Here is a 20,418-nt window from a genome sequence, read left to right as displayed (position 1 = left end):
GGATCACCCCGCGGGGGCCACCGGGGGCCGGGCCGGCGCGACACCGTCGAGGACGGTGTCGATGACGTCGCACACGAACCGGTCGCTGAGCGGCGCGTGACCGTGCAGGAGCCGGTGGTAGACCGGGCCGTAGAGCAGGTCGAGTACGACCTCGATCTTGGTGTCCGCGGAGATCTCGCCGCGTTCGATCGCGCGCCCGCAAATCACACGGGCCTGGTCCCGACGGGGTTCGACGAAACGTGCGTGGTACTCCTCGGCGAACTGTGGATCTGTCTGTACCTGGGTGAGCAGGGCCGCGACCACACGTCCGTAGGGACGCCGGTCGGCGAGCCCCACCCAGGGGCGCAGGAGGCTGCGCAGGTCGCCGCGGAGCGATCCGGTGTCACGGGCCGGTGGGACCTCGGCCCATTCGTGGTAAAGCGCGTCCGCCGCGAGGGTCTCCTTGGTGGGCCACCAGCGGTAGATCGTCGCCTTGCTGACGCCCGCCCGAGCGGCGACCGTGTCCATGCTCACGGCGGACAGACCACGCTCCAGGAGGAGTTCCCCCGCCGCGTCGAGGATGGCCTCGCGGGCCTTCTCGCTGCGCGGTCTGCCGCGCTGTGGGGCCGCCTCCTGCTGGTCAGGCTTCACGCGCGACTCCCGCCGGTTCTCGTTCCGGCACGTCCACGGGGTTCGGACCGGCATGCCGGTGGGGTCCCGCGGCCGTGTGGTCGAGGACCTCGTAGAGGGAGGCGATGTCGCGGTGTGCGTAGCCCAGTTGTTCGGCCTTGGTCAGCATGATGTCGGTGACGGAGGCCGAGGGAACCGGGAGGCCCAGGTCGTCGGCGGCGTCCAGGGCGAGCCCGATGTCTTTGTGCATGAGCTCCACATCGAACCAGCCGTGTTCGGGCAGGTCCAGTATGAGCGGGACGCGTGCCTGCACGGTCGGCGATCCGATGGCGCTGGTGGACATCACCTGCGCTGCCAGTGTCCGGTCGATTCCACCGCGTTCGGCCAGCAGGACGCCCTCGCTGAAGGCGAGGATCTGCGCGGCGAGGCTGATGTTGATGGCGAGCTTGAGCAGCAGTGCCTGGCCGTTCGCGCCGACATGCGTGACCGTACGGCCGAGTTGGCGCAGCAGCGGCTCAACCGCGTGGAAGACCTCGTCCGGCCCGCCGACCATGATGGCGAGGGTGCCGTCGGCGGCGGCGGTGACGCTGCCGGAGACCGGGGCGTCGAGCAGGGTGGCGCCCAGGGCCTGCACACGCTGTGCCAGCTCCCGGCTGGCCTGCGGGCTGACCGTGCTCATGTCGACGTAGACGTCGCCGGGGGCCAGTCCGGCGAGAATCCCGTCCGGGCCGGAGGTGACCGCCTCCAGGGCCGCGTCGTCGCTGACCATGCTGAAGACCACCTCGGCCTCCGCGGCGACCTCGCGCGGGGTCGCGCGCCAGGCCATGCCCCGGTCCATCAGCTCAGTGGCCCTGGACTGGGTGCGGTTCGTGCCGTACACCTGGTTGCCGTCCAATAGGCGGCCTGCGATCCGGCTGCCCATGGCGCCCAGACCGACGAATCCGATCGTGGTCATGGTCGTCACCTTCCTTCGGTTTCTTCGATCTCGGTGATGTCCTGTTCGGTGAGTTCCAGGGCCGCCGCGGCGACGACCGGGTCCACCTGGGCGGGGCGACGGAATCCGGTGATCGCGCCGTCCACCGCGCTGTTGTGCAGCGTCCACGCGACCGCGACGGCCCCCGGGGTCACGCCGTGCCGGTCGGCGACCACCTGGAGCCGCGCGACCAGTGCCAGGTGCCGGGACAGCTGCGGCTCGGCGAACCGCGGGTCGCGGGCGCGCCAGTCGTCCGCCGGAAGCTGCTCGATGCGCTCGCGCGTCATCGCGCCGGTCAGCAGGCCGGAGCCCATCGGCGAGTAGACGATGACGCCGATCCCCTCGTGTTCGGTGAAGGGCAGGATCTCGGACTCGATCTCGCGGTCGACCAGCGAGTACTGCGGCTGGAGGGTCTCCACGGGCGCGATCGCCTGGATGCGGCGCAGCTGCCCGACGTCGAAGTTGGACACGCCGATGTGGCGGACGAGCCCCTGCTCCTTCAGTTCGGCCAGGGCCGACCAGCCCTCCTCGATGTCCTCCTCGGGGATCGGCCAGTGGATCTGATACAGGTCGATCGCGTCGACGCCGAGCCGTGTCAGGCTCGCCTCGGCCTCCCGCAGGACGGAATCCCGCTTGAGGCTGTGGCGGACGCGGCCGGTGCCGTCGTCGAGCAGTGACGCCTTGGTGAACACGTACGGCCGCTCGGTCAGGCCCGCTATCGCCCGGCCGACCACCTCCTCGGAACGGCCGAAGCCGTAGGCGGCCGCGGTGTCGATCCAGTTCACCCCGAGTTCCAGCGCCCGGTGGATCGCGGCCACCGACTCGTCGTCCTCCTGCGGACCCCAGCCGAACTCCCAGCCGCCTCCGCCGATCGCCCACGCCCCGACACCCACCCGGGTGATCTCCATGCCGGTGGCGCCCAGCTTGCTCGTCCTGAGTTTCGTGGAATGCATCGTTCCTCCAGTGCGTCGGGGAGACCGGACCCCGCGGGTCCGGAGCACCCTCCCCACATAACAAAACTAAACTGCCAGTTTCGAAACGACAAGGGAGAGTCGGACATTTCGTGCGAAAGCCCAAAGAGGGTCGTTGGCGGCAGCCGTCGGCGGCCGGAACCGTACGCGCCGTTCCGTCGTCCCCGTCCCGGGAGGCCGGTGATCGTTGCCGTCCCACCGGGCGCGAATCGAGGGTGGAGACGGATGACAGGCACGGTGGCGGGCACCCTGCGCGCCGACGACCCGCGGCGGACACGCGGGGGGCGCGGGCGGACGTGGGGGCTGCTGGGCTGCGGGCTCGTGCTCAGCGCTCCCGCCGGGCTGCTTCTCGTACGGCTGACGGGACTTGATGCGGGAACGCCGCTCGCGGTGCCCATGGTGCTCTTCCCGTACTCGGCCGTGCTCAGCGTGCTGGTGCTGGGCGTCATGGTCGCCGTCCCCACTCTGCGCTCACGGTGGGCGGTGGCGGTCGTCGCGGCTCTGGTGGTCGTCCAGGCGGGGTTGCTGGTGCCGCGGTTCGTCCCCGAGAGCCGCCATGTTCCGGCGGGCGCGGCGGTGTTGCGGGTCGCCACCCTCAACACCGATGTCGGCGGCGCCGATCCGCGCGCGGTGGTGGAGCTGGTCCGCACCGAGCGGATCGACGTGCTGGCCCTGGAGCAGTTGCCGTCCGCCGGGGTGGCCGCGCTGGACAGAGCGGGTCTGGGCGCGCTGATGCCGTACCGCGAACTCCACCCCGAGTACGACTCCTCGATCTACTCACGGCGCTCGCTGTCCCATGGTGGTGCGACGGACTCCGACACCGCCTGGCCCCAGACCACCGCCGAGATCACCGTCGCCGGACGCACCGTTAAGTTCGTGGCCGTGCACACGTACTACCCGCTGGGCGACGCGGACCGCTGGACGCGGGACATGACCGCCCTCGCCTCCCTGGCCCGGCGCAGCGGCCCCGACACCGTGTTCCTCGGCGACTTCAACGCCTCCCTGGACCACGCCCCGATGCGGGGGCTGCTGGCGTCCGGGCTCACCGACACCCATGCCGAACTCGGCCACGGATGGCCCCGCACCTGGCCGGTCGGCCTTCCGGTCGTGCCGCCGCTGGTCCAGCTGGACCACGTCCTGCACGGCTCCGGTCTGGTGGGGGTCTCCGTGGGCGAGCGCACGGTGCCGGGTACGGACCATCGGGCCGTCGTGGCGGTACTTGCACTGCTTCCCGCCTAGATCCACCAACGGACGGCGCGGGGCTTCGGACCAGGTGTGCGCGAGGCCGACACACCGCCGCGGCCCCGTGGTAGCTTCCGTATACAAGGTGTATGCGATCTCTGGGGGTAGTGGTGGCGTCCGGTCGGGAGAAGGCGTACGCGTACCTCAAGGACACGGTGCTGACGGATCCGGCGATGCAGGGAGAGTTTCTCTCGGAGCAGGAGATCGCCGACCGGATCGGGGTGTCACGCACCCCCATCCGGGAGGCTCTGCTGCTGCTCGCTGCCGAGGATCTCGTACAGCTGGTGCCCAAGCGGGGTGCGCGTGTGGCGCCGCTGTCGGGCCGGGAGATCTCCGAGCTGATGGAGCTGCGCGGGATCGTCGAACGGTATGCGGCACAGCAGGTCATCGGCGCGGAGCGGGCCCCCTTGCGGGAGCTGGGCGAACTCCTCCAGCGGCAGCGGGAGTTGAACGGTCCCGACCAGGCCAAGGAGTTCATCGCCGTCGACCACCTCTTCCACTCCACCCTCGTGGCCGCCGTGGGCAACGCACTGCTCGAACGGCACTACGACGGGCTGCGCAGCCGTCAGGTCAGGGCCGGGGTGGTGGCGCTCTACAACCAGCACGGCCGCCAGGAGGCCGTGCTCCATGAGCACCAGGACATCCTCACCGCGCTCGCGGCCGGTGACACGACGGCCGCGTGCGCCGCGATCGACAGTCATCTGCAGTCGACACTGAAGGTGCTGCTCGCCGGTTAGGCAGCGGCGAGCGGGTCACTCCTGCGGGTAGGTGAGACGAGCACGGTGACACCCTCGGCCGTTGTCCAGCGGCCGTAGGCGTCACACCTGTGGGTAAGTGAAGACGAGCATCGTGACGCCCTCGGCCGTCGTCCAGGGGCCGTGGGGCATTCCCGGTGGGCGGCAGGCGTACGAGCCCTGCGGGAACGTCTCGTCAAGGGTGAGGTCGTGCAGGTCGCCCTGGAGGATCCAGACCTCTTCCCAGAAGTCGTGCCGGGTCACGCCGTCGGCGGACGTGTCGGTGCCCGGCGCCCACCGGACGAGCGCGGTGCGGTGCGCACCGGTCGGGTCCTCGGCGAGGACGCGCTCCTCGATCCCCTCGGCGGCACCGGCCGGCGCTGTCCAGGGCCCCGCGGGCAGGTGGAACTCAAGCTCCGGTTTGTTCATGAGGCCGGCCCCAGACGACGGTTGGCCAGCACTGACGTCTTCTTGCGGACCGCCGTGACCTCGTCGACATCCAGGTCGGTGATCAGCAGGCCCGGCTCCGCCTCCAGGCCGGCGCGTACGGTCCCGTCGGGGCCGACCACCATGCTGTGCCCGATGCCTGTGGGCGCCGAGGACTGCGGGGCCACTCCCCCGGCTGCCGGGTCGGCCTGGTCCACGGCCGCGACCCAGAGGGTGGCGTCCAGCGCGCGGGCACGGACCAGCAGCTCCCACTGCTCGCGCTTGCCCGGCCCGGCACCCCAGGACGCGGCCAGCAGCGTCGCTACGGCGCCCGCGTCGGCGTGCGCCCGGAACAGTTCGGGGAAGCGCACGTCGTAGCACGTGGCCAGCCCCATGCGTACGCCGTCGATGTCGATCGTGACGATCCGCGAGCCCGCGGCGACCGTGTCCGACTCGGTGTAGCCGAAGGCGTCGTACAGATGGATCTTGTCGTACGCCGCCTCGACGCCCGGTCCTGTGGCCAGCAGGGTGTTGGCCACCCGGCCGTGCGGAGCCGGGGTGAACATGCCCGCCACCACGACGATGCCGGCCGCGGCGGCGATGGCGCGGACCTCGTCCGCCCAGGGGCCGTCGAGCGGCTGTGCGAGCGGCGCCAAGGGGGTACCGAAGCAGGCCATCGATGCTTCGGGGAACACGACGACATGCGCTCCGGCGGCCGCGGCGCGATGGGTGTCGTCCTCGATGAGTGCGAGGTTCTTGTCGGGTTCGGGTCCGCTGGTGAACTGGCTCAGGGCGATACGCACGGGCGGCCTTTCTGCGTCGGGACGGATGCGGGCGGGGATCGGCGCGGGATCAGGAAACCTCGGCCGCGGCCTCGGGAGCGGGTGCGACGCGTGCCATCTCCTCGTCCGTGGCGTCGTCCGCGTCCCTTCCCAGCGAGAGGCCGGCGATGGTGACGGCCGCGGCGACGGCGATGTACAGCGCCAGCGGAACCCAGCTGTCGTACGAGCTCAGCAGGGCGGTGAACAGCAGCGGTGCGACCGCGCCGCCGATGAGGCCGGCGAGCGTGTAGGCCAGCGAGGAGCCCGTGTAGCGCAGCCGCGGTGAGAACTGTTCGGCGATGAAGGCCGCCTGCGGCCCGTACATGACGGAGTGGATGGCCAGGCCCACGACGACACCGATCGCCAGGAGGGGCCAGCTGCCGCCGTCCGTCATCAGGAAGAACACGAACGGCCACACGCCCGCTGCCACGGCTGCGCAGCCGTACAGCAGTCGCCGGTTGACCCGGTCGGACAGCGCTCCGGCGAGCGGGATGAGGAAGATCTGGAGTGAGGAGCCGATGAGTACGGCGGCCAGTGCGGAGCCGCGCGCCATGCCCAGTTCGCCGGTGGCGTAGGTGAGGACGAAGACGGTGAACATCGCGTAGAGCACGTCGGGGCCCACCCGGCACAGGATGGCCGCGCACAGGGCGCGGGGCTGGGTGGTGAACACCTCGCGGACCGGCGCCTCGGGCCGACTCTGTTCGGCCTGCATCGCCTTGAACACCGGGGTCTCCTCCAGCTTGGCCCGGATCCACAGGCCGAAACCGACCAGGACACCGGACAGCAGGAACGCCACGCGCCAGCCCCAGGACAGGAACTGATCCTCCGTCAGCAGTGCGCCGAGGGCGGCCAGGACGCCGTTCGCCAGGAGGTTGCCCGCGGGCGGTCCGACCTGTGCGGCGGAGGCGTAGAAGCCGCGGCGGCGGGGGTCACCGAACTCGCTGGACAGCAGGACCGCGCCGCCCCACTCGCCGCCCACGCCGACACCCTGGGCGAAGCGCAGCACGACCAGGGCGATGGGTGCGGCGATACCGACGGTGCCGTAGGCGGGCAGCAGGCCGATGAGGAAGGTGGCCGCGCCGATGAGGATCAGCGTGGCGATGAGTACCTTCTTGCGGCCGATGACATCGCCGAGCCGGCCGAAGACGAAACCGCCGAGGGGACGGGAGAGATAGCCGACGGCGTAGGTGGAGAACGCCAGGAGGGTGCCGGTGAGGGGGTCCTTGGAGGGGAAGAAGAGGTCGCCGAAGACCAGGGCCGCGGCGGCCGAGTAGACCGCGAAGTCGTACCACTCCAGGGAGGTGCCGGTGAGGCTGGCGAAGAAGGCGCGGCGGATGCCGGAGCGGACCGGCGGCGGCGCTTCCATGGCCTGCTGGGTGTGCTGCATGCTGCCTGTTCCTTGCGTCGGGGGACGTCGACCTTTCGGCATACTTCTTGTATACAGGTCGTATGCGCAACCCCTGCGCCGGAAGTTAACCGCTTCGAAACCGACATTTTCAGGAGTTCCCGTGGCCGTGCTGACCTTCGAACTGCCCGACGGTTCCACCCGTGACGTCGATGTCCGGCAGGTACTCAACGCCGGATACGCCGGGCGGCGCCAGCAGGACGTCGCCGCACACGTCGCCGAGCTGGCCGAGCTCGGCGTGCCCGCGCCGTCCGTGACCCCGGCGCTCTATCCCGTCTCCCCGTACCTCGCCCAGCAGACCGACACGGTCGCCGCCCAGCACGCCCGGACCTCCGGCGAGGCCGAGTGGGCCCTGATCGTCGCCGCGGACGGAGAACTGCTGCTCAGCGCCGCCTGCGACCACACCGACCGGGATCTCGAAGTGCACGGGGTCGCCTGGAGCAAGAACGCGGGCCCGGACGTGCTCGCCCGCCGCGCCTGGAAGCTGGCCGACGTCGAGACGCGCCTCGACGAGCTCACCCTGCGGGCCTGGGTCACCCACGCCGGCAAGGAGTCCGAGATCCAGAACGGCACGCTCGCCGAGCTGCTCACTCCGGGCTACTGGGCCGAAGTGCTGCGCTCCCGGGGCGACTTGACCCCGGGCACCGTCCTCATCTCCGGGACCATCCCGATGACCGAGGACGTGGACCAGTTCGCCGAGACCTGGCGCGTGGAGCTGGGCGACCCGGCGACCGGCCACACGATCGAGCTGGCCTACGACGTGATTCCGATGCCCGAACCGATTGGCTGAGGGCGCCGGAGACCCGTAGCGGCGGCCAGCGCTCCGCTACGGGCCGGACCTGCCGAGGTCGAGGCGTCCGATGTGGGCCACGTTCTCCAGGTCGTCGGCGTCGCCGCCGGCCCGGGCGGCGAACCAGGCGTCGAGGATCTCTTTGAGCAGCGGCTCGGAGGTCAGCCGCAGGCTCAGCGCCAGCACATTGGCGTCGTTCCAGCGGCGTGCGCCGTCCGCCGTGTACGCGTCCGTGCACAGGGCCGCGCGTACCCCCGGCACCTTGTTCGCGGCGATCGAGGCGCCGGTGCCGGTCCAGCAGCAGACGATCGCCTGGTCCGCGGTCCCGGCGGCGACCTCACGGGCAGCCGCCTCCGAGCAGAACGCCCACTGGGCGCTGTCACCGGGCTTGAGCGCCCCGTGCGTCAGCACCTCGTGGCCGCGACCGCGCAACTCCGTGACGAGGTGCCGGGCCACTGGTTCGTCCATGTCCGAGGAAACGGAGATCCGCATGCCTCGAAGACTACGCAGCCGATGAGGCGGATGTCTTCGGACCTCTGCCGCAGACACTCCTCGGCGTGATCAACTGGCAGCACGGCGGCGACGGCCCACTGCCGCCGCAGGTTCGCCCAGCACATCTCGCGGGTGTACGGAGAGGAGAAGACGTGAATGAGAACGGGCGCCCGGACGGATCGTCAAGGCTCAACACCTCGGTGGCGCACAACGCCCGGGTCTGGAACTACTGGATCGGTGGCAAGGACAACTACGAGGTCGACCAGCAGGTGGGCGACCAGGTCGCCGCCATGTTCCCGGTCATCCGGGACGTGGCCCGCGCCGACCGCGAGTTCCTCGGGCGTGCGGTCACGTACCTGGCCGCCGACCGCGGGGTACGGCAGTTCCTGGACATCGGCACCGGACTGCCGACCATGGACAACGCCCATCAGATCGCCCAGCGCGTCGCGCCCGAGTCGCGGATCGTGTACGTCGACAACGACCCCATCGTGCTCGTCCACGCCCGTTCCCTGCTCATCGGCACCCCGGAGGGCATCACCGACTACATCGACGCCGACGTCCACCGACCGGACGCCATCGTCCAGGGCGCCGCGGCGTCCCTCGACCTCGACCGGCCCGTCGCGGTCATGATGCTCGGCATCCTGAACTTCGTCCTCGACACCGGCCAGGCGCAGGACATCGTGCGCCGCGTCATGGCCGCGGTCCCCTCCGGCAGCTACCTCGCCCTGACCCACCCCACCACCGACGCCGACCTCGGCGGCGAGGGCAACGTCGAGGCCATGGACTTCTGGAACAAGAACGCCACCCCGCCGATCACCGCCCGCAGCCGCGCGGAGGTCACCTCCTTCTTCGACGGCCTGGACCTGATCACGCCGGGAATCGTCTCCTGCTCGCAATGGCACGCCAAGGACGAATCGCCCCCCGCGCTCCCGCAGTTCGGTGCCGTTGCCCGGAAACCCTGACCGTGCAGAGACGAGCTGTCCTCCTCGGCCGCGGCACTCACTGAGCGCTCAGGGTCCTGGTCTTCGGGGCCGGGTTCGGCACGTCGGTCTCGCCGGACGGCACACAGGAGGTTGTCGCCAACTCCGGCTTGGCTTCGGGCAACTTGCCGGCCGTCGCCCTGAACTGGTCTCCCACTGCCTTGATCTTCGGTGTCCAGAGCTGGACGACGTGGTCCTCCAACAGGAGCCACGCCTCGTGGAGCCAGCACCGTACGGGCCAAGTGCCCCGCGGACACCACCCTTTACGTCCAGCTCGGCGGGGAGCGCCCGGTGGGCTGCGTCCGGCCGCTGTGAGAGAGACGCGCCGTAGGAATGTCCCTTCGGGGAATATTGTCAATGAACCATTCAGCCGAACCGTATTGAGATCGTTTATCCATTCTGTAGGCTCCCCCCTGCCATGACTCGGACCACCGCTTCCAGGCACGGTCCGTCATCACTCACACGCCGGGGACCCCAGTGGCACTCCACGCACGAACCTCACCACCCGAGAGCCGTCCGCCAGGTCAAGAGACGGCTCCCAAGCGCCGGATGTCGCTGCGGACGATCCTGTTCGCACTCGCCTTGGTGCCCTGCCTCGTCCTGGTCGCCCTGGCAGCGACGGACTCGGCCCAGCAGTACGGGGAGTGGCGTGAGGTCCACGACCGGCAGGGGTCGACAGAGCGCTTCACTGAGCCGCTTCTCGGCGTCATCTCCGCCGCGCAGACGGAGCGACGGCTGACCTCGATGGCGTTGTCGGACCCCCCGGCGGACCGGTCCGAACTGACGCGTCAGCGTGGGCTCACCGACACAGCCGTCCGACGCCTCGACGCGCTGTCCGGTTCCGTACCGGAGGATCTTGACGAAACGTTCCGGAAGCTCGACCAGGCCATGCGGCGACTACCCGACCAGCGCGACGCCCTGGACCAGGGATCCGCCGATCCGGATCAGACCTTCGACGACTACACCGAGATCATCACCTGGGACCTGGAGATGTTCGAGGGCTTCAGCAACGTGGGCTTCGGCGAACAGGCCGAGCTCAGCCGGCCGACGTTCAACGCCGCGTGGGGCCTGGAGATGATCTCGCGCGAGGACGCAATCATCGCCTCCGGGGTGGCGAGCGGCCGGCTCACCAGTGAGCAGCGCCTCCAGCTCGCCGGAGCGATCGGCGCCCAGCGGCACATCTACGACGACAAGATCGTGGCGCAGCTGCCCGCACAGTTGGCCAAGTCCTACGAGAGCGTGCTCGCCAGTGCCGACTGGAAGGAGAAGGCCCAGATCGAGGCGGGCCTCCTCAGCACCAAAAAGGAGGACGAGGCCGGCCGGACCCCCGTGGCCGCCTCGGTCGGCGAGCAGTGGCAGCAGGTCCGCACCGACATCACGCCCGAGCTGGAGAAGGCCGGCGACGCGGTCGCCTCCGACCTCGACGCCGTCACCAACGGCGAACTCGGCGGCCTGGTGCAAACCTTGATCATCACAGCCGCCGCGAGCGCGGCGGCCGTGCTGCTGCTGCTCCTGTTCACCTTGCGGCTGACCGGAATCCTGCGCCTGCGGATCTTCGCGCTCCGCTCGGAGGCCCTGGAACTGCAGACCCGGCTGCCCGACATGGTGGAGCGGCTGCGCCGGGGCGAGAAGGTCGACACCGACGCCGAACTCCCCGAGATCCGTCACGCCGACGACGAACTCGGCCAGCTCGGCCAGGCCCTCAACCAGGCCCGCAGTTCGTCCCTGGAGACCGCCGTACGAGAGGTCGAGCTGTACCGCGGCTTCGAGCGCCTGCTGCAACGTGTGGCCAGGCGGACCCAGTTGCTCATCGGCATGCAGCTCAGGCGGCTCGGTGAGATGCAGCGCCAGCACGAGGACCCCGCGGTCCTCGAAGGTCTCTTCGACCTCGACCACCTGGCGGCCCGGCTGCGCCGCTACGAGGAGAACCTGGTCATCCTCGGCAACGGACAGCCGCAGCGCCGCTGGCGCAGGCCCGTACTGCTGCTGGACGTCCTGCGTTCCGCGCAGAGCGAGGTGCAGGACTACCGCCGCATCCGGATCGACATCGACGTCGAGGCCTGGCTGTCCGAGCGCGCCGTCGGTCCCGTGGCACACCTGCTGGCGGAGCTGATGGAGAACGCGGTGTCCTTCTCCAAGCCGCCGACGCCGGTCGAGGTGACCGTGTCCCAGGTGAGCCGTGGCGTCGCGATCGAGATCGAGGACCGCGGCGTGGGCATGGAGTCCGAGCAGTACGACGCGGCCAACGCGCTGATGGCCGAGCCGCCCCGGATGGACGTCATGTCCCGCGCCGACGACGCCCGGCTGGGCCTGTACGTCGTGGCCCGGCTCTCCGCCAACCTGGGTCTCAAGGTGGAGCTGCGGCCCTCGTCCTTCGGGGGCACGCGGGTGGTCGTCCTGGTGCCCGGGGAGCTGATCACCGACGGGGGACCGCTGTCGGAGGACATCTCGACCGACGCCTTCCATACCTACCCCGACCAGCTCGCGCTGCACAGCACGCCCGCCCAGGCGGACACCCACCCCGATCCACGGCCGCGGCTCCGGCCCGGCGACCGGGGGGAGTTCACCCGTCCGCTCGTCGGTCCCTGGATCGAGCCGCAGCTCCGACCCACTCCCGCTTCCTCTCCGGCTCCGGCTCCGGCTCCGGCTCCGGCTCCGGCTCCGGCTCCGGCTCCGAGGCAGGCCAACGACCCACTGCCCCGGCGGGTACGGCAGGCCAGCCTCGCCAGCGAACTCCGGCAGCCTCCCCCCGCGCACCCCGAGGTGCCGTACACGGACACGGCCGAAGCCCAGCCTCTGCCCCGTCGGAACGGGGCACGCCCCGGCGCCACTGTCGGCGCCTTCCAACGCCAGTCCCGGGCCGCCCGGCTCAGACACACCCCCGAACACCAACGCGACGATCCCGCACCGGGACCCGAACGGACCCGGAAGGAAGACGGACGATGACTCTGCGAAGCACTGCCACCAACTCTGACCTCGACTGGCTGCTCGATCGTCTGGTCGACCAGGTCCCGGGCACCCGGAACGCCGTGGTGCTGTCCGACGACGGTCTGGTCGTCAGTCAGTCCAGCAGCATCGCCCGGGTCGACGCCGAACGCCTGGCCGCCATCGCCACCGGGCAGCAGAGCCTGGCGCGCGGAGTCGGCGAGGTGTTCGGCGGTGGTGCGGTCCGCCAGCTGATCATCGAACTCGACGAACTGTGGCTGTTCATCAGCTCCGCCGGCCGGGGCACCCACCTGGCGGTCGTCGCGGACCAGGAGGTGGACGCGGAGCTGATGGCCGTAGCCATGGACACCCTCGTACAGCAAGTGGGACAGCATCTGGGCACCGAAGTACGGGTCGTCCAGGGGCTTGCGCAGGACTGGGGATCCTCCCGCTCCGGCGTGGCAGGAACGGGGGGAGGACGTGAGTGAAACACTGGGCCGACGCGGCGGCGGACGACGATGACTCCGAGGAAAGCCTGGTCAGGGCGTACACGATCACCCAGGGGCGTACCGTCTCGGTGCGGGGCGACCTCACCCTCATCACGGTGATCGCCACTGTCTCCGGCCTCGGCGACCAGCAGGGCGACCGCAGCCTGCAACCCGAACACCGGTTGATTCTGAAGCAGTGCCGCACGCCCGTGGCGCTCGCCGAGGTCTCCGCCATGCTCCGGCAGCCCATTGCGGTCACAAAGATCCTCGTCGACGACCTGCTCGGCATCGGACGAGTGGCGATCCGGCCACCGCTCACGGTGGTGGCCGGCGAGGAACCGGACTTGATTCTTCTTCAGGCGGTGAAGGATGCCCTACTCAGACTCTGACGAACAGCAGACCGGGGTACCGGTGTCGGAGGCGGGGACGGCCACGGCACCCGCCGCGATGAAGATCCTGATCGCCGGCGGGTTCGGCGTCGGCAAGACCACCATGGTCGGCTCCGTGAGCGAGATCCCGCCCCTGAACACGGAGGAGCAGCTGACCGTCGCGGGCCTCGGGGTGGACGACCTCGACGGAGTGGAGGACAAGACCACCACCACCGTAGCGCTGGACTTCGGCCGGATCACGGTGAGTTCCGAGCTCGTCCTGTACCTCTTCGGCACCCCCGGTCAGGAACGCTTCTGGTTCATGTGGAACGACCTGGTGCACGGTGCCCTCGGTGCCGTCGTCCTCGCGGACACCCGGCGACTCGAGAGCAGTTTCGCGTCGATCGACTTCTTCGAGAGCCGCCGCGTCCCCTTCGTGGTGGGCGTCAACTGCTTCCACGGACTGCAGGACCGCACCGTGTCGGAGGTCAAGGACGCACTCGACCTCGACCCGGCCGTCCCCGTGGTCATGGGCGACCTGCGCGAACGAGGGGCGAGCCGGGATCTGCTGCTCGCCCTCGTCAACCGGCTGATGGGCGGTCGCGTGCCGCTCCCGATCCGCCATTGACACAGCGGTGCGGTCCGGGACGGCAGCCCTGGACCGCACTGTTGCCACACTGACGTGGCCTCACGGATGTCGATCTTCACCTCGTGGCGGGCCGGCGGCTCCGCCTTCGACGTGTCCTGCTGGACGGTAACCGGGGCGACGCCCGACCACTTCAGGATCTTCGCCGTGCACCGCGCCCTTGACCCGGACGCAGTTGCGGCCCGCGTGGACGGTGACCGGGCCGGCCCGGCGGACGTACCTCACGAGCGGCCGGCCGTGCCCTCCGACGCCCTCTTGGGCGTACCCCGCCCGACATGAGGAGGCGGTTTTCGCCCTCTCCCTGGCACAGCCCCGAGCCTGTCGCTCCTTCGACGAGATCGAAGCGCCTCGGCCTGGGGCACCGAAATCCACGGGCGTTTCGATCAGCATCCGGGCAGGATGCCCCTGTGCACCCAGTCCTGTGCGGGCTCGCCGCCAACCCCGCTCTGCCCGCCGAGCTGATCGACCGGTTGATCGCCATCGCGGACATCGCCGTCGACTCGGCGCTCGCCCTTCGCCCGGACCTCAGCCATGCGCAGGTGGTTGCGCTGGCCTCGCGGGCCGACGACACCGCCGTACAAGGAGAGGCCCACCTGAACTCCGGCCTCATCGCCGGTTCTTCGAGCTCGCCTACGCAAACCCGCTCCCGCACAGGCCGTAGCGCTGCGCGGGAGCGGGGTTGGCGTCGGATTCCCGGCTACCGGGACTACCGGGCCGTGTACGCGCGGAGGATCGTCTGATCCACCGTGTTGCCTCGCTTGTCGACCGCCTTGGCGCGCAGGGACACACTGCCGCCCGTCTGCGGGGTCTTCACCGTGACCTTGCCCGCGATGACCGGCCGCAGGCTCCAGTGCGCGCCCTCGTCGTACGAGACGTAGACGAACAGCGCGGCGAGCTGCTTGCCGGCGTCCGCGCCCTGCACGGTCACCGGGATCTTCAGGGTCGAGTCCGCGGTGGCCGTACTGTCCGCCGCGAGCGTCGGGGCGAAGCGCACCACCGACACGGGCAGCGCGGTCTTCTCGGCGACGTTCTCCGAGCGGAACGTCCAGCTGGCGGTGACCTTGCTGGAGACCGGGGTGCCCGCGGCGCGGGTGGCCGTGGTGGTCAGCCGGTACGCGGCGGAGCGGGCCGGGACCGTGAAGGACGCGGTGCCGGTCAGCGGACCGTCGCTGGTGCCGATCTCGGTGCCGTTCCTGATGAGCGAGGTCCCCGCCGAGGCGTACGTCAACGGAACGGAGTTGCCGTCGCTGTCGGCGAACAGCGGGACCGTGCCGGTGATCGTGTCACCGGTGCGGAACAGCCCCTGTCCCGTACCGAGGTTCGGCCCGAACACACCGATACCGAAGGCACGTTGGTAGCTCTTGCCCGCCTCGTACACCGCGTACGGGGCCAGGTACTGGGCTTCGAAGAGGCCGGTCGCGGTGTCGTACCGCCGGAAGTCCAGCTGCCATTTGGTGCCGTTGTCGGTGTTCACATAGACCGCCGCCTCGTACGGCAGGTTGCGGTTGACGATGTACTCGGCCCCGGTCGCTCCGTTGCCGGTGTCGGCCCCCACCAGCAGGTAGGCGCGCTTGTTCGGGACGGCCGAGCCGAGCCGCGTGGAGATCTTCGCCAGTTCGGCGGCCTTCGGGCTGCGGACGAAGCCGTCGGCGTACCGCGTCCCCGCCGCCTGGTACGCGAAGTGGTACTCGGATGCGTCCGCGTCGTTCAGGAAAACTGCCTGGATCCGCTGCTGGAGCTCACCGGGGGCGGCGTCGGCTCCGAGGTGCGCGGTGCCGAACGTGAAGGTCTTGAAGTTGCCGAGAAGCCACGCGGAGCTGGTCCAGTACTCGGGCGTCTTGATCTCCGCGCCGACGTACGCCGAGAGGGCTGTGGCCTTCGGATCGGGCGGGGTGATGTCGACGGGTTTGGCGGTGCGTTCGTCGACGGTCACCTTCGTGTCGCCGTCGAGCTGCAGGTTGGACTGGTTGATCACGTCCGCGCCCGTCCAGGTGGAACCTGTGTAGACGTAGAAGGAGGTGCTGACGAAGTAGCGCCCCTTGGGCAGCCGGATGGTGTCGGTGCCGGACACATTGCCCAGATCGCCCCAACGGCCCTTGCCCGGTCCGCCGACGCCCACGAAGTGGGTCTTGTAGCTCGTGGCCGGCTTGCCGTCCTTGCCGATCTGCTCGAAGGTCAGGTCGTACGACTCGATCTCGCGCTCCACGGCTGCCGCCGTACGCACGCTCTGACCGCCGCCGCTCGCCGTGACGTACGCGCTGTAGACGCCGTCCAGCGTGCCGACGCGGGTGTCCGCGCTGACGGTGGTGGATGCCTCGCCGCCGGCGGGCACCGTCAGCTGCGTGTGCTCCACGGTGAACACGCCTGCGGGCGCGGGCTTGCCGTCGGGGCCGGTGGCTGCCACGGACAGGTCGAGGGTGACGGGCTCGGTGCCCTCGTTGCGGTAGGTGAGGTCCTTGGTGAGGAGCTCGTCGTCGGTGTGCGGCCAGGCCTGCCGGCCGAAGGAGAGCGAGTTCTGCTCGGCGGTGACGGTCTGGTCGATGGCCCGGGCCAGGTCGATGCGGCCGGAACCCTGCTGGAACGGGGTGTAGCCACCGGAGACGGTCGATCCGGTCAGCGTCGACTTGATCTGCTCGCCGGTCCAGTCCGGGTGTTCCTGCGCCAGGATGGCGGCGGCGCCGGCGACATGCGGCGTGGCCATGGATGTCCCGGAGATGGCCACATAGCCGTCCGCGACGGGGGTGCCCGTCTTCGCGACGTTGCTGTCCGGGGCCGCGGCGGCGCCGATGTTCACACCGGGCGCGGTCACGTCGGGCTTGATCGCTCCGTCGCCTATGCGCGGGCCACGGCTGGAGAAGGAGGCGAGAACGTTGCTCTTGTCGACGGCGCCGACGGTCAGGGCGGCGTCCGCGCTGCCGGGCGAGCCGATCGTTCCGGTGCCCGCTCCGACACCGGAGTTGCCGGCGGCGACGACGAACAGCGTGTCGGATTCGGCGGAGAGCCGGTTGACGGCCTCCTCCAGCGGGTCGATGCCCGGAGAGTCGAGGCTGCCCAGACTCAGGTTGACAACGTTGGCACCCTGCGCGACGGCCCACTCCATACCGGCGATGATCCCGGAAGTGGCGCCCGAGCCGTAGTCGTTGAGCACCTTGCCGTCGAGGATCTTCGCGCCCGGTGCGACGCCCGTGTACTTCCCACCGGACTTGGCCCCCGTACCGGCGGCGGTGGACGCGACATGGGTCCCGTGGCCGTAGCGGTCCTTGGAGTCGGGTGAGGAGGAGAAGTTCTTCTCGGCGATCTCCTGGCCTGCCAGGTCGGGGTGGGTCTGGTCCACTCCGGTGTCCAGGATGGCGATCGTCGTGCCCGCGCCGTTGTAGCCGGCCTGCCAGGCCGTCGGGGCGCCGATCTGCGGCACGCTCTTGTCCAGGTCGGCCTGGCGGATGTCGTCCAGCCAGACGGCGTCGATCCCGGACGCGGTCGTACGGTACGGGGCGGCGCTGGCGGGCTCACTGGTGAGCGCGTCCCAGGTGGCCGTGGCGTCGTCGGTCGGCGTGGTCACGGCGTCGGCGTCGAGCGAGCTGAAGGTACGCCGCAGCTCGTTGTCGCCCGCCGTGCGTACGTCCTGCCGCGCGGCGGGGCGGGCGCCCTGATAGGTGACGATGAGCTGGAGGCCGTCGCGTTGCTGGGCCAGATATGCGGGCTCGCTGAGCGTGGTGAGGTCGAAGAGCCGCCTGTCGACCCGGCCCTGCTGGACCAGGCGCTCGGCGTCGGCGGGTACGGCGTAGGTGTGGCCCTCGACGCTCTCGATCTGGATGGGGATGTCCTCGCGGCCCGCCGGGCGCTCCACGGACACCGGCTCGCCCTCGCCGTCGACGGCGATCCGGTCGCCGGTGACGAGGGTGATCCAGTTCTGCGCGGTGCTCGCGTCCGATTCCGTCAGCGTCTCGGATGTGGCAGTCTGCGCGGCCGATGCCGCACTTCCCCACGCGGCGGCCGGGGTCACGACCAGTCCGGCGACGAGTGCCGTGGCCGACGCCGCGGCGACCGAAATGGCGCGTATTCGGCGCGGTCTGCTGCTCGGCTGTCTATTCAATTCCGTGCCCCTGACGAAGTCAACGTGAAAGGAAACCCCATCGGGCCCCCGATCACACAGTATGAGCATGACAGGGGCGTTCGCTCAACAGGCTTCTGATCACGGACAGTTGAGATAAAACGGCCACTCCCCCATCGAATTCAGTAAACCCATCGGCATGTTTCCACTTTGTGAAAAGAAATTGAAGCGGGCCGCATTACCGGTAAGGGATAGCCGCGTTCTTCGCGAAGAAGTAGAAAAGGGTCGGACGAAGGAGGGACAATGGGCGGATGCGCATCCGTATCGACGCCGACGATCTGCCCGGCCTCACCTGCTCCCCCGCGGCCCCGGCCGACAGCAACACCGTGACCCGCACCAACGTCCACGTCGCGGTACAGCGACGCGACCGCCCGGCGGAACTCCTCGACCCGCAGCCCGGCGACGCCGATTCGGCGACCTGGACACTGGAGTGCTCCACGGCCGCCTCACCGACCGGCACCGAAGTGAAGGGCCCCTACGTGCAGGACCGTCTGGGCCGACGTTTCATCTACTTGTCATGGGGCACCGTCGACGAGTCGGGCGTCTTCTCGATGTTCCGCCGCGCCAAGCTGATGATCGATGCCATTCCCGCCGAGGTGCTCGCCGCCGCCGCGCATGACGGTCTGCTGGTCGGACGCCTCGGCCTCTCCGACGCGCACGGCGGACCGCTGTGCGCACGCGTCGAGCCCCCGCACATCACGTGGACCGCCGGGTCGGCCGCCTAGGACTCCAGTTGCAGCCCGCGGACCAACTGCCTTGCCCGGCGGCGGGGTTCGACCCGGAGGAAGTAGCCGACCGGCTCATCAGATCCTCGAAGCCGTCCTGCCGGCCGGCACGCACTGTCTCCGCGTCCGAGGTGGCCGCCGCATGAGCACTCGTTGTCCACACCGCACCTGATGATCGACGGGGCCTCACCTGCTCGGGCGCCACCGGAACCAGAGGTCGCCCCCGTCAGGCCGGTAGCGGTCTCCGTCGTCCAACCGCACCTCGCCCACAAGCCGCCGGGCACCGTCCGGCGCCTGGCGGTGGGGCACGAGGATCAATTCCAGTTCGTCGTAACGGGCATCGATCCCCCCGTTCCCCGGATGGCGATGGTCCCCGGATGCCCCTCCCTCCCGGCGTCAGAAACCTCGTACCTGACGAAGATCGCCCACGACTCGCGCTCCATCGCCACTGCCGCCTCGCGCGCGGGCCACACGACGTACTCGTCGGCCGCGTTGGCGGGGTCGTAGTCCCAACCCTCGAAGTAGTGCGGGACGCCATGGACAACGGAAAGCCCTTTACGCGGCCCGTCCTACCAATCCAAGACGGCGTACGCAGGCTCGAAGCCGTCCGCGATCAACTGCTCTTCATGCCAGGGTCCACCCATACCGGCAGACTACCGACCGGTGGCCCCTCATCCAGGAGCACGATCTGCGGCTGGAGTGCCAGGACCTGTCCGGTCCGTCAGAGCCACCTCGGGAGTTGCCCCTGCCGCACACGATCGACAGCGGCCGGAGCGGGCCGGATGCCGTGACCGAGGAGGGCTGCACCGAGGTGGGGCCCTCGTACCGAGCTGTGTGAACTGCTGGGCGGACCCTGACCGGTGGTGATCGAGAAGGCCGGGAGCGCCTCCGACGCCGTCCGGACGGCCCGGCATCGGTCCATCACCGTGACACGACGCCCGTACGAACCGGTCAGTGGCGGTTGCCCGCCCCGGCGGACAGTCGGGCGCCGAGCCGACGGGGCAGCAGCCGGCCGAGCCCGGCGATGGCCTTGTAGCGCGCGTCCGGGATGCTCACGGGGACACCGCGGCGGAAGTCACGGATCGCGGCGGCGACCAGTTCGTCCGCGTCCAGCCACAGGGAGTCGGGGATTCCCGAGGTGTCCATCCGGGAACGCTCGTGGAACTCGGTGCGCACCCAGCCCGGGCACAGGGCCATCACGTGGGCGCCGCTGCCGCTCACCTCCTGGCGGAGGCTCTCGCTGAAGGTGACGACCCACGACTTGGAGGCGCTGTACGTGCCGCGGGGGAAGAACGCCGCCACCGACGCGACGTTCACGACGCCCCCGCGCCCGTACTCGACCATGCCGGGCAACGCGGCACGTGTGAGGCGCAGTACGGCTTCGCAGTGCACCCGGAGCATGGCGAGTTCCTCGGACAGGTCGGTGTCGAGGAAGTCGCCGCGCTGGCCGAAGCCGGCGTTGTTCACCAGCAGGTCGATGCCCTGAGCGGCCCGTTGCTCCGCCGTGAGCAGTCCTTCCTCGGCCGCGAGGTCAGCGGAGAGGATCTCCACGTCGACCCCGTGGGCGGCGCGGTACCCCTCCGCGGCCCGTTCGAGGCGTTCGGCGTCCCGGGCGAGCAGGACAAGTCCGAAACCGTCCGCGGCCAGCCGCCGGGCGAAGGCCGCGCCGATTCCCGCTGTCGCTCCGGTCACCATGGCTGTGGGCATGGCCG

The 20,418-nt window shown here is 70.0% G+C and carries 21 protein-coding genes; 11 read left to right on the top strand and 10 right to left on the bottom strand.

Annotated elements, in window-relative coordinates; translation table 11 throughout:
• Window positions 1-3: 3 nt before the first annotated feature.
• From ACIPC1_RS11600 to ACIPC1_RS11590, 3 genes are read right to left on the bottom strand one after another with little or no spacing between them, the layout of a single operon-like run.
• The gene (locus ACIPC1_RS11600) at window positions 4-630 is read right to left on the bottom strand and encodes a TetR/AcrR family transcriptional regulator (protein WP_402515686.1); all 627 of its coding nucleotides are present in this window, start codon (window positions 628-630) and stop codon (window positions 4-6) included.
• Entirely contained in the window at window positions 620-1,564 is a 945-nt protein-coding gene (locus ACIPC1_RS11595) for an NAD(P)-dependent oxidoreductase (protein ID WP_402515685.1), read from the bottom strand. Before ACIPC1_RS11595 ends, ACIPC1_RS11600 begins: the two co-directional genes overlap by 11 nt.
• A gap of 5 nt (window positions 1,565-1,569) precedes the next feature.
• The gene (locus ACIPC1_RS11590) at window positions 1,570-2,535 is read right to left on the bottom strand and encodes an aldo/keto reductase (RefSeq protein ID WP_402515683.1); all 966 of its coding nucleotides are present in this window, start codon (window positions 2,533-2,535) and stop codon (window positions 1,570-1,572) included.
• Window positions 2,536-2,778: 243 nt separating this feature from the next.
• Here ACIPC1_RS11590 and ACIPC1_RS11585 point away from each other — a divergent pair, with 243 nt between their 5' ends.
• Window positions 2,779-3,792, top strand: coding sequence for an endonuclease/exonuclease/phosphatase family protein (locus tag ACIPC1_RS11585; protein ID WP_402515681.1), 1,014 nt, complete (start codon window positions 2,779-2,781; stop codon window positions 3,790-3,792).
• A 92-nt stretch (window positions 3,793-3,884) separates the two neighbouring features.
• Complete coding sequence (locus ACIPC1_RS11580; RefSeq protein ID WP_402515679.1) at window positions 3,885-4,532, top strand: GntR family transcriptional regulator; 648 nt, start codon at window positions 3,885-3,887, stop codon at window positions 4,530-4,532.
• 81 nt (window positions 4,533-4,613) lie between these two features.
• On the opposite strand, the gene ACIPC1_RS11575 is transcribed toward ACIPC1_RS11580, so the two are convergent.
• Genes ACIPC1_RS11575 through ACIPC1_RS11565 form a run of 3 tightly spaced genes read right to left on the bottom strand, consistent with a single transcriptional unit; the run spans window position 4,614 to window position 7,163 of the window.
• Window positions 4,614-4,958 (bottom strand): cupin domain-containing protein, encoded by a 345-nt coding sequence (locus ACIPC1_RS11575; RefSeq protein ID WP_402515677.1) that lies wholly within the window; start codon window positions 4,956-4,958, stop codon window positions 4,614-4,616.
• Window positions 4,955-5,758 (bottom strand): carbon-nitrogen hydrolase family protein, encoded by an 804-nt coding sequence (locus tag ACIPC1_RS11570; RefSeq protein ID WP_402515676.1) that lies wholly within the window; start codon window positions 5,756-5,758, stop codon window positions 4,955-4,957. The genes ACIPC1_RS11575 and ACIPC1_RS11570 overlap by 4 nt, the downstream gene beginning before the upstream one ends.
• Before the next feature lie 49 nt (window positions 5,759-5,807).
• Window positions 5,808-7,163 carry an MFS transporter gene (locus tag ACIPC1_RS11565; protein ID WP_402515674.1) on the bottom strand — a complete coding sequence of 452 codons (1,356 nt, stop codon included), beginning with the start codon at window positions 7,161-7,163 and terminating at the stop codon, window positions 5,808-5,810.
• A 121-nt stretch (window positions 7,164-7,284) separates the two neighbouring features.
• Here ACIPC1_RS11565 and ACIPC1_RS11560 point away from each other — a divergent pair, with 121 nt between their 5' ends.
• The gene (locus ACIPC1_RS11560) at window positions 7,285-7,971 is read left to right on the top strand and encodes a DUF2848 domain-containing protein (RefSeq protein ID WP_402515672.1); all 687 of its coding nucleotides are present in this window, start codon (window positions 7,285-7,287) and stop codon (window positions 7,969-7,971) included.
• A gap of 36 nt (window positions 7,972-8,007) precedes the next feature.
• Here the strand turns inward: ACIPC1_RS11560 and ACIPC1_RS11555 are convergent, their stop codons facing one another.
• Window positions 8,008-8,463 carry an RpiB/LacA/LacB family sugar-phosphate isomerase gene (locus ACIPC1_RS11555; protein WP_402515670.1) on the bottom strand — a complete coding sequence of 152 codons (456 nt, stop codon included), beginning with the start codon at window positions 8,461-8,463 and terminating at the stop codon, window positions 8,008-8,010.
• A gap of 152 nt (window positions 8,464-8,615) precedes the next feature.
• Here ACIPC1_RS11555 and ACIPC1_RS11550 point away from each other — a divergent pair, with 152 nt between their 5' ends.
• The gene (locus tag ACIPC1_RS11550) at window positions 8,616-9,425 is read left to right on the top strand and encodes an SAM-dependent methyltransferase (RefSeq protein ID WP_402515669.1); all 810 of its coding nucleotides are present in this window, start codon (window positions 8,616-8,618) and stop codon (window positions 9,423-9,425) included.
• Between the two features lie 37 nt (window positions 9,426-9,462).
• On the opposite strand, the gene ACIPC1_RS11545 is transcribed toward ACIPC1_RS11550, so the two are convergent.
• Window positions 9,463-9,645, bottom strand: coding sequence for a hypothetical protein (locus ACIPC1_RS11545; protein WP_402515667.1), 183 nt, complete (start codon window positions 9,643-9,645; stop codon window positions 9,463-9,465).
• A 347-nt stretch (window positions 9,646-9,992) separates the two neighbouring features.
• Between ACIPC1_RS11545 and ACIPC1_RS11540 the strand changes: the two genes are divergently transcribed.
• The 6 genes from ACIPC1_RS11540 to ACIPC1_RS11515 all read left to right on the top strand — a co-directional run bounded on the left by ACIPC1_RS11540 (window position 9,993) and on the right by ACIPC1_RS11515 (window position 14,610).
• A complete protein-coding gene (locus ACIPC1_RS11540; protein WP_402515665.1) occupies window positions 9,993-12,389 on the top strand; it encodes a nitrate- and nitrite sensing domain-containing protein in 2,397 nt (798 codons plus the stop codon).
• Window positions 12,386-12,856, top strand: a complete 471-nt coding sequence (locus tag ACIPC1_RS11535) for a roadblock/LC7 domain-containing protein (RefSeq protein ID WP_402515663.1) — start codon at window positions 12,386-12,388, stop codon at window positions 12,854-12,856. The genes ACIPC1_RS11540 and ACIPC1_RS11535 overlap by 4 nt, the downstream gene beginning before the upstream one ends.
• Entirely contained in the window at window positions 12,853-13,245 is a 393-nt protein-coding gene (locus tag ACIPC1_RS11530) for a DUF742 domain-containing protein (RefSeq protein ID WP_384384677.1), read from the top strand. Before ACIPC1_RS11535 ends, ACIPC1_RS11530 begins: the two co-directional genes overlap by 4 nt.
• Before the next feature lie 58 nt (window positions 13,246-13,303).
• Window positions 13,304-13,852, top strand: a complete 549-nt coding sequence (locus ACIPC1_RS11525) for an ATP/GTP-binding protein (RefSeq protein WP_384384768.1) — start codon at window positions 13,304-13,306, stop codon at window positions 13,850-13,852.
• Window positions 13,853-13,918: 66 nt separating this feature from the next.
• Complete coding sequence (locus ACIPC1_RS11520) at window positions 13,919-14,149, top strand: hypothetical protein (RefSeq protein ID WP_402515661.1); 231 nt, start codon at window positions 13,919-13,921, stop codon at window positions 14,147-14,149.
• Between the two features lie 128 nt (window positions 14,150-14,277).
• Entirely contained in the window at window positions 14,278-14,610 is a 333-nt protein-coding gene (locus tag ACIPC1_RS11515; RefSeq protein WP_402515659.1) for a hypothetical protein, read from the top strand.
• Here the strand turns inward: ACIPC1_RS11515 and ACIPC1_RS11510 are convergent.
• Window positions 14,577-17,963 (bottom strand): S8 family peptidase, encoded by a 3,387-nt coding sequence (locus ACIPC1_RS11510; RefSeq protein ID WP_402515656.1) that lies wholly within the window; start codon window positions 17,961-17,963, stop codon window positions 14,577-14,579. The genes ACIPC1_RS11515 and ACIPC1_RS11510 overlap by 34 nt on opposite strands.
• A 269-nt stretch (window positions 17,964-18,232) precedes the next feature.
• Here ACIPC1_RS11510 and ACIPC1_RS11505 point away from each other — a divergent pair, with 269 nt between their 5' ends.
• Window positions 18,233-18,706, top strand: coding sequence for a DUF5990 family protein (locus ACIPC1_RS11505; protein WP_402515654.1), 474 nt, complete (start codon window positions 18,233-18,235; stop codon window positions 18,704-18,706).
• Between the two features lie 951 nt (window positions 18,707-19,657).
• Here ACIPC1_RS11505 and ACIPC1_RS11500 read toward each other — a convergent pair.
• Window positions 19,658-20,413 (bottom strand): SDR family NAD(P)-dependent oxidoreductase, encoded by a 756-nt coding sequence (locus ACIPC1_RS11500; protein WP_402515652.1) that lies wholly within the window; start codon window positions 20,411-20,413, stop codon window positions 19,658-19,660.
• Window positions 20,414-20,418: the final 5 nt, after the last annotated feature.

The sequence above is a fragment of the Streptomyces sp. NPDC087263 genome (assembly GCF_044744645.1).
Classification (GTDB): Bacteria; Actinomycetota; Actinomycetes; order Streptomycetales; family Streptomycetaceae; genus Streptomyces.
This window is presented reverse-complemented; position numbering and strand designations above follow the sequence as displayed.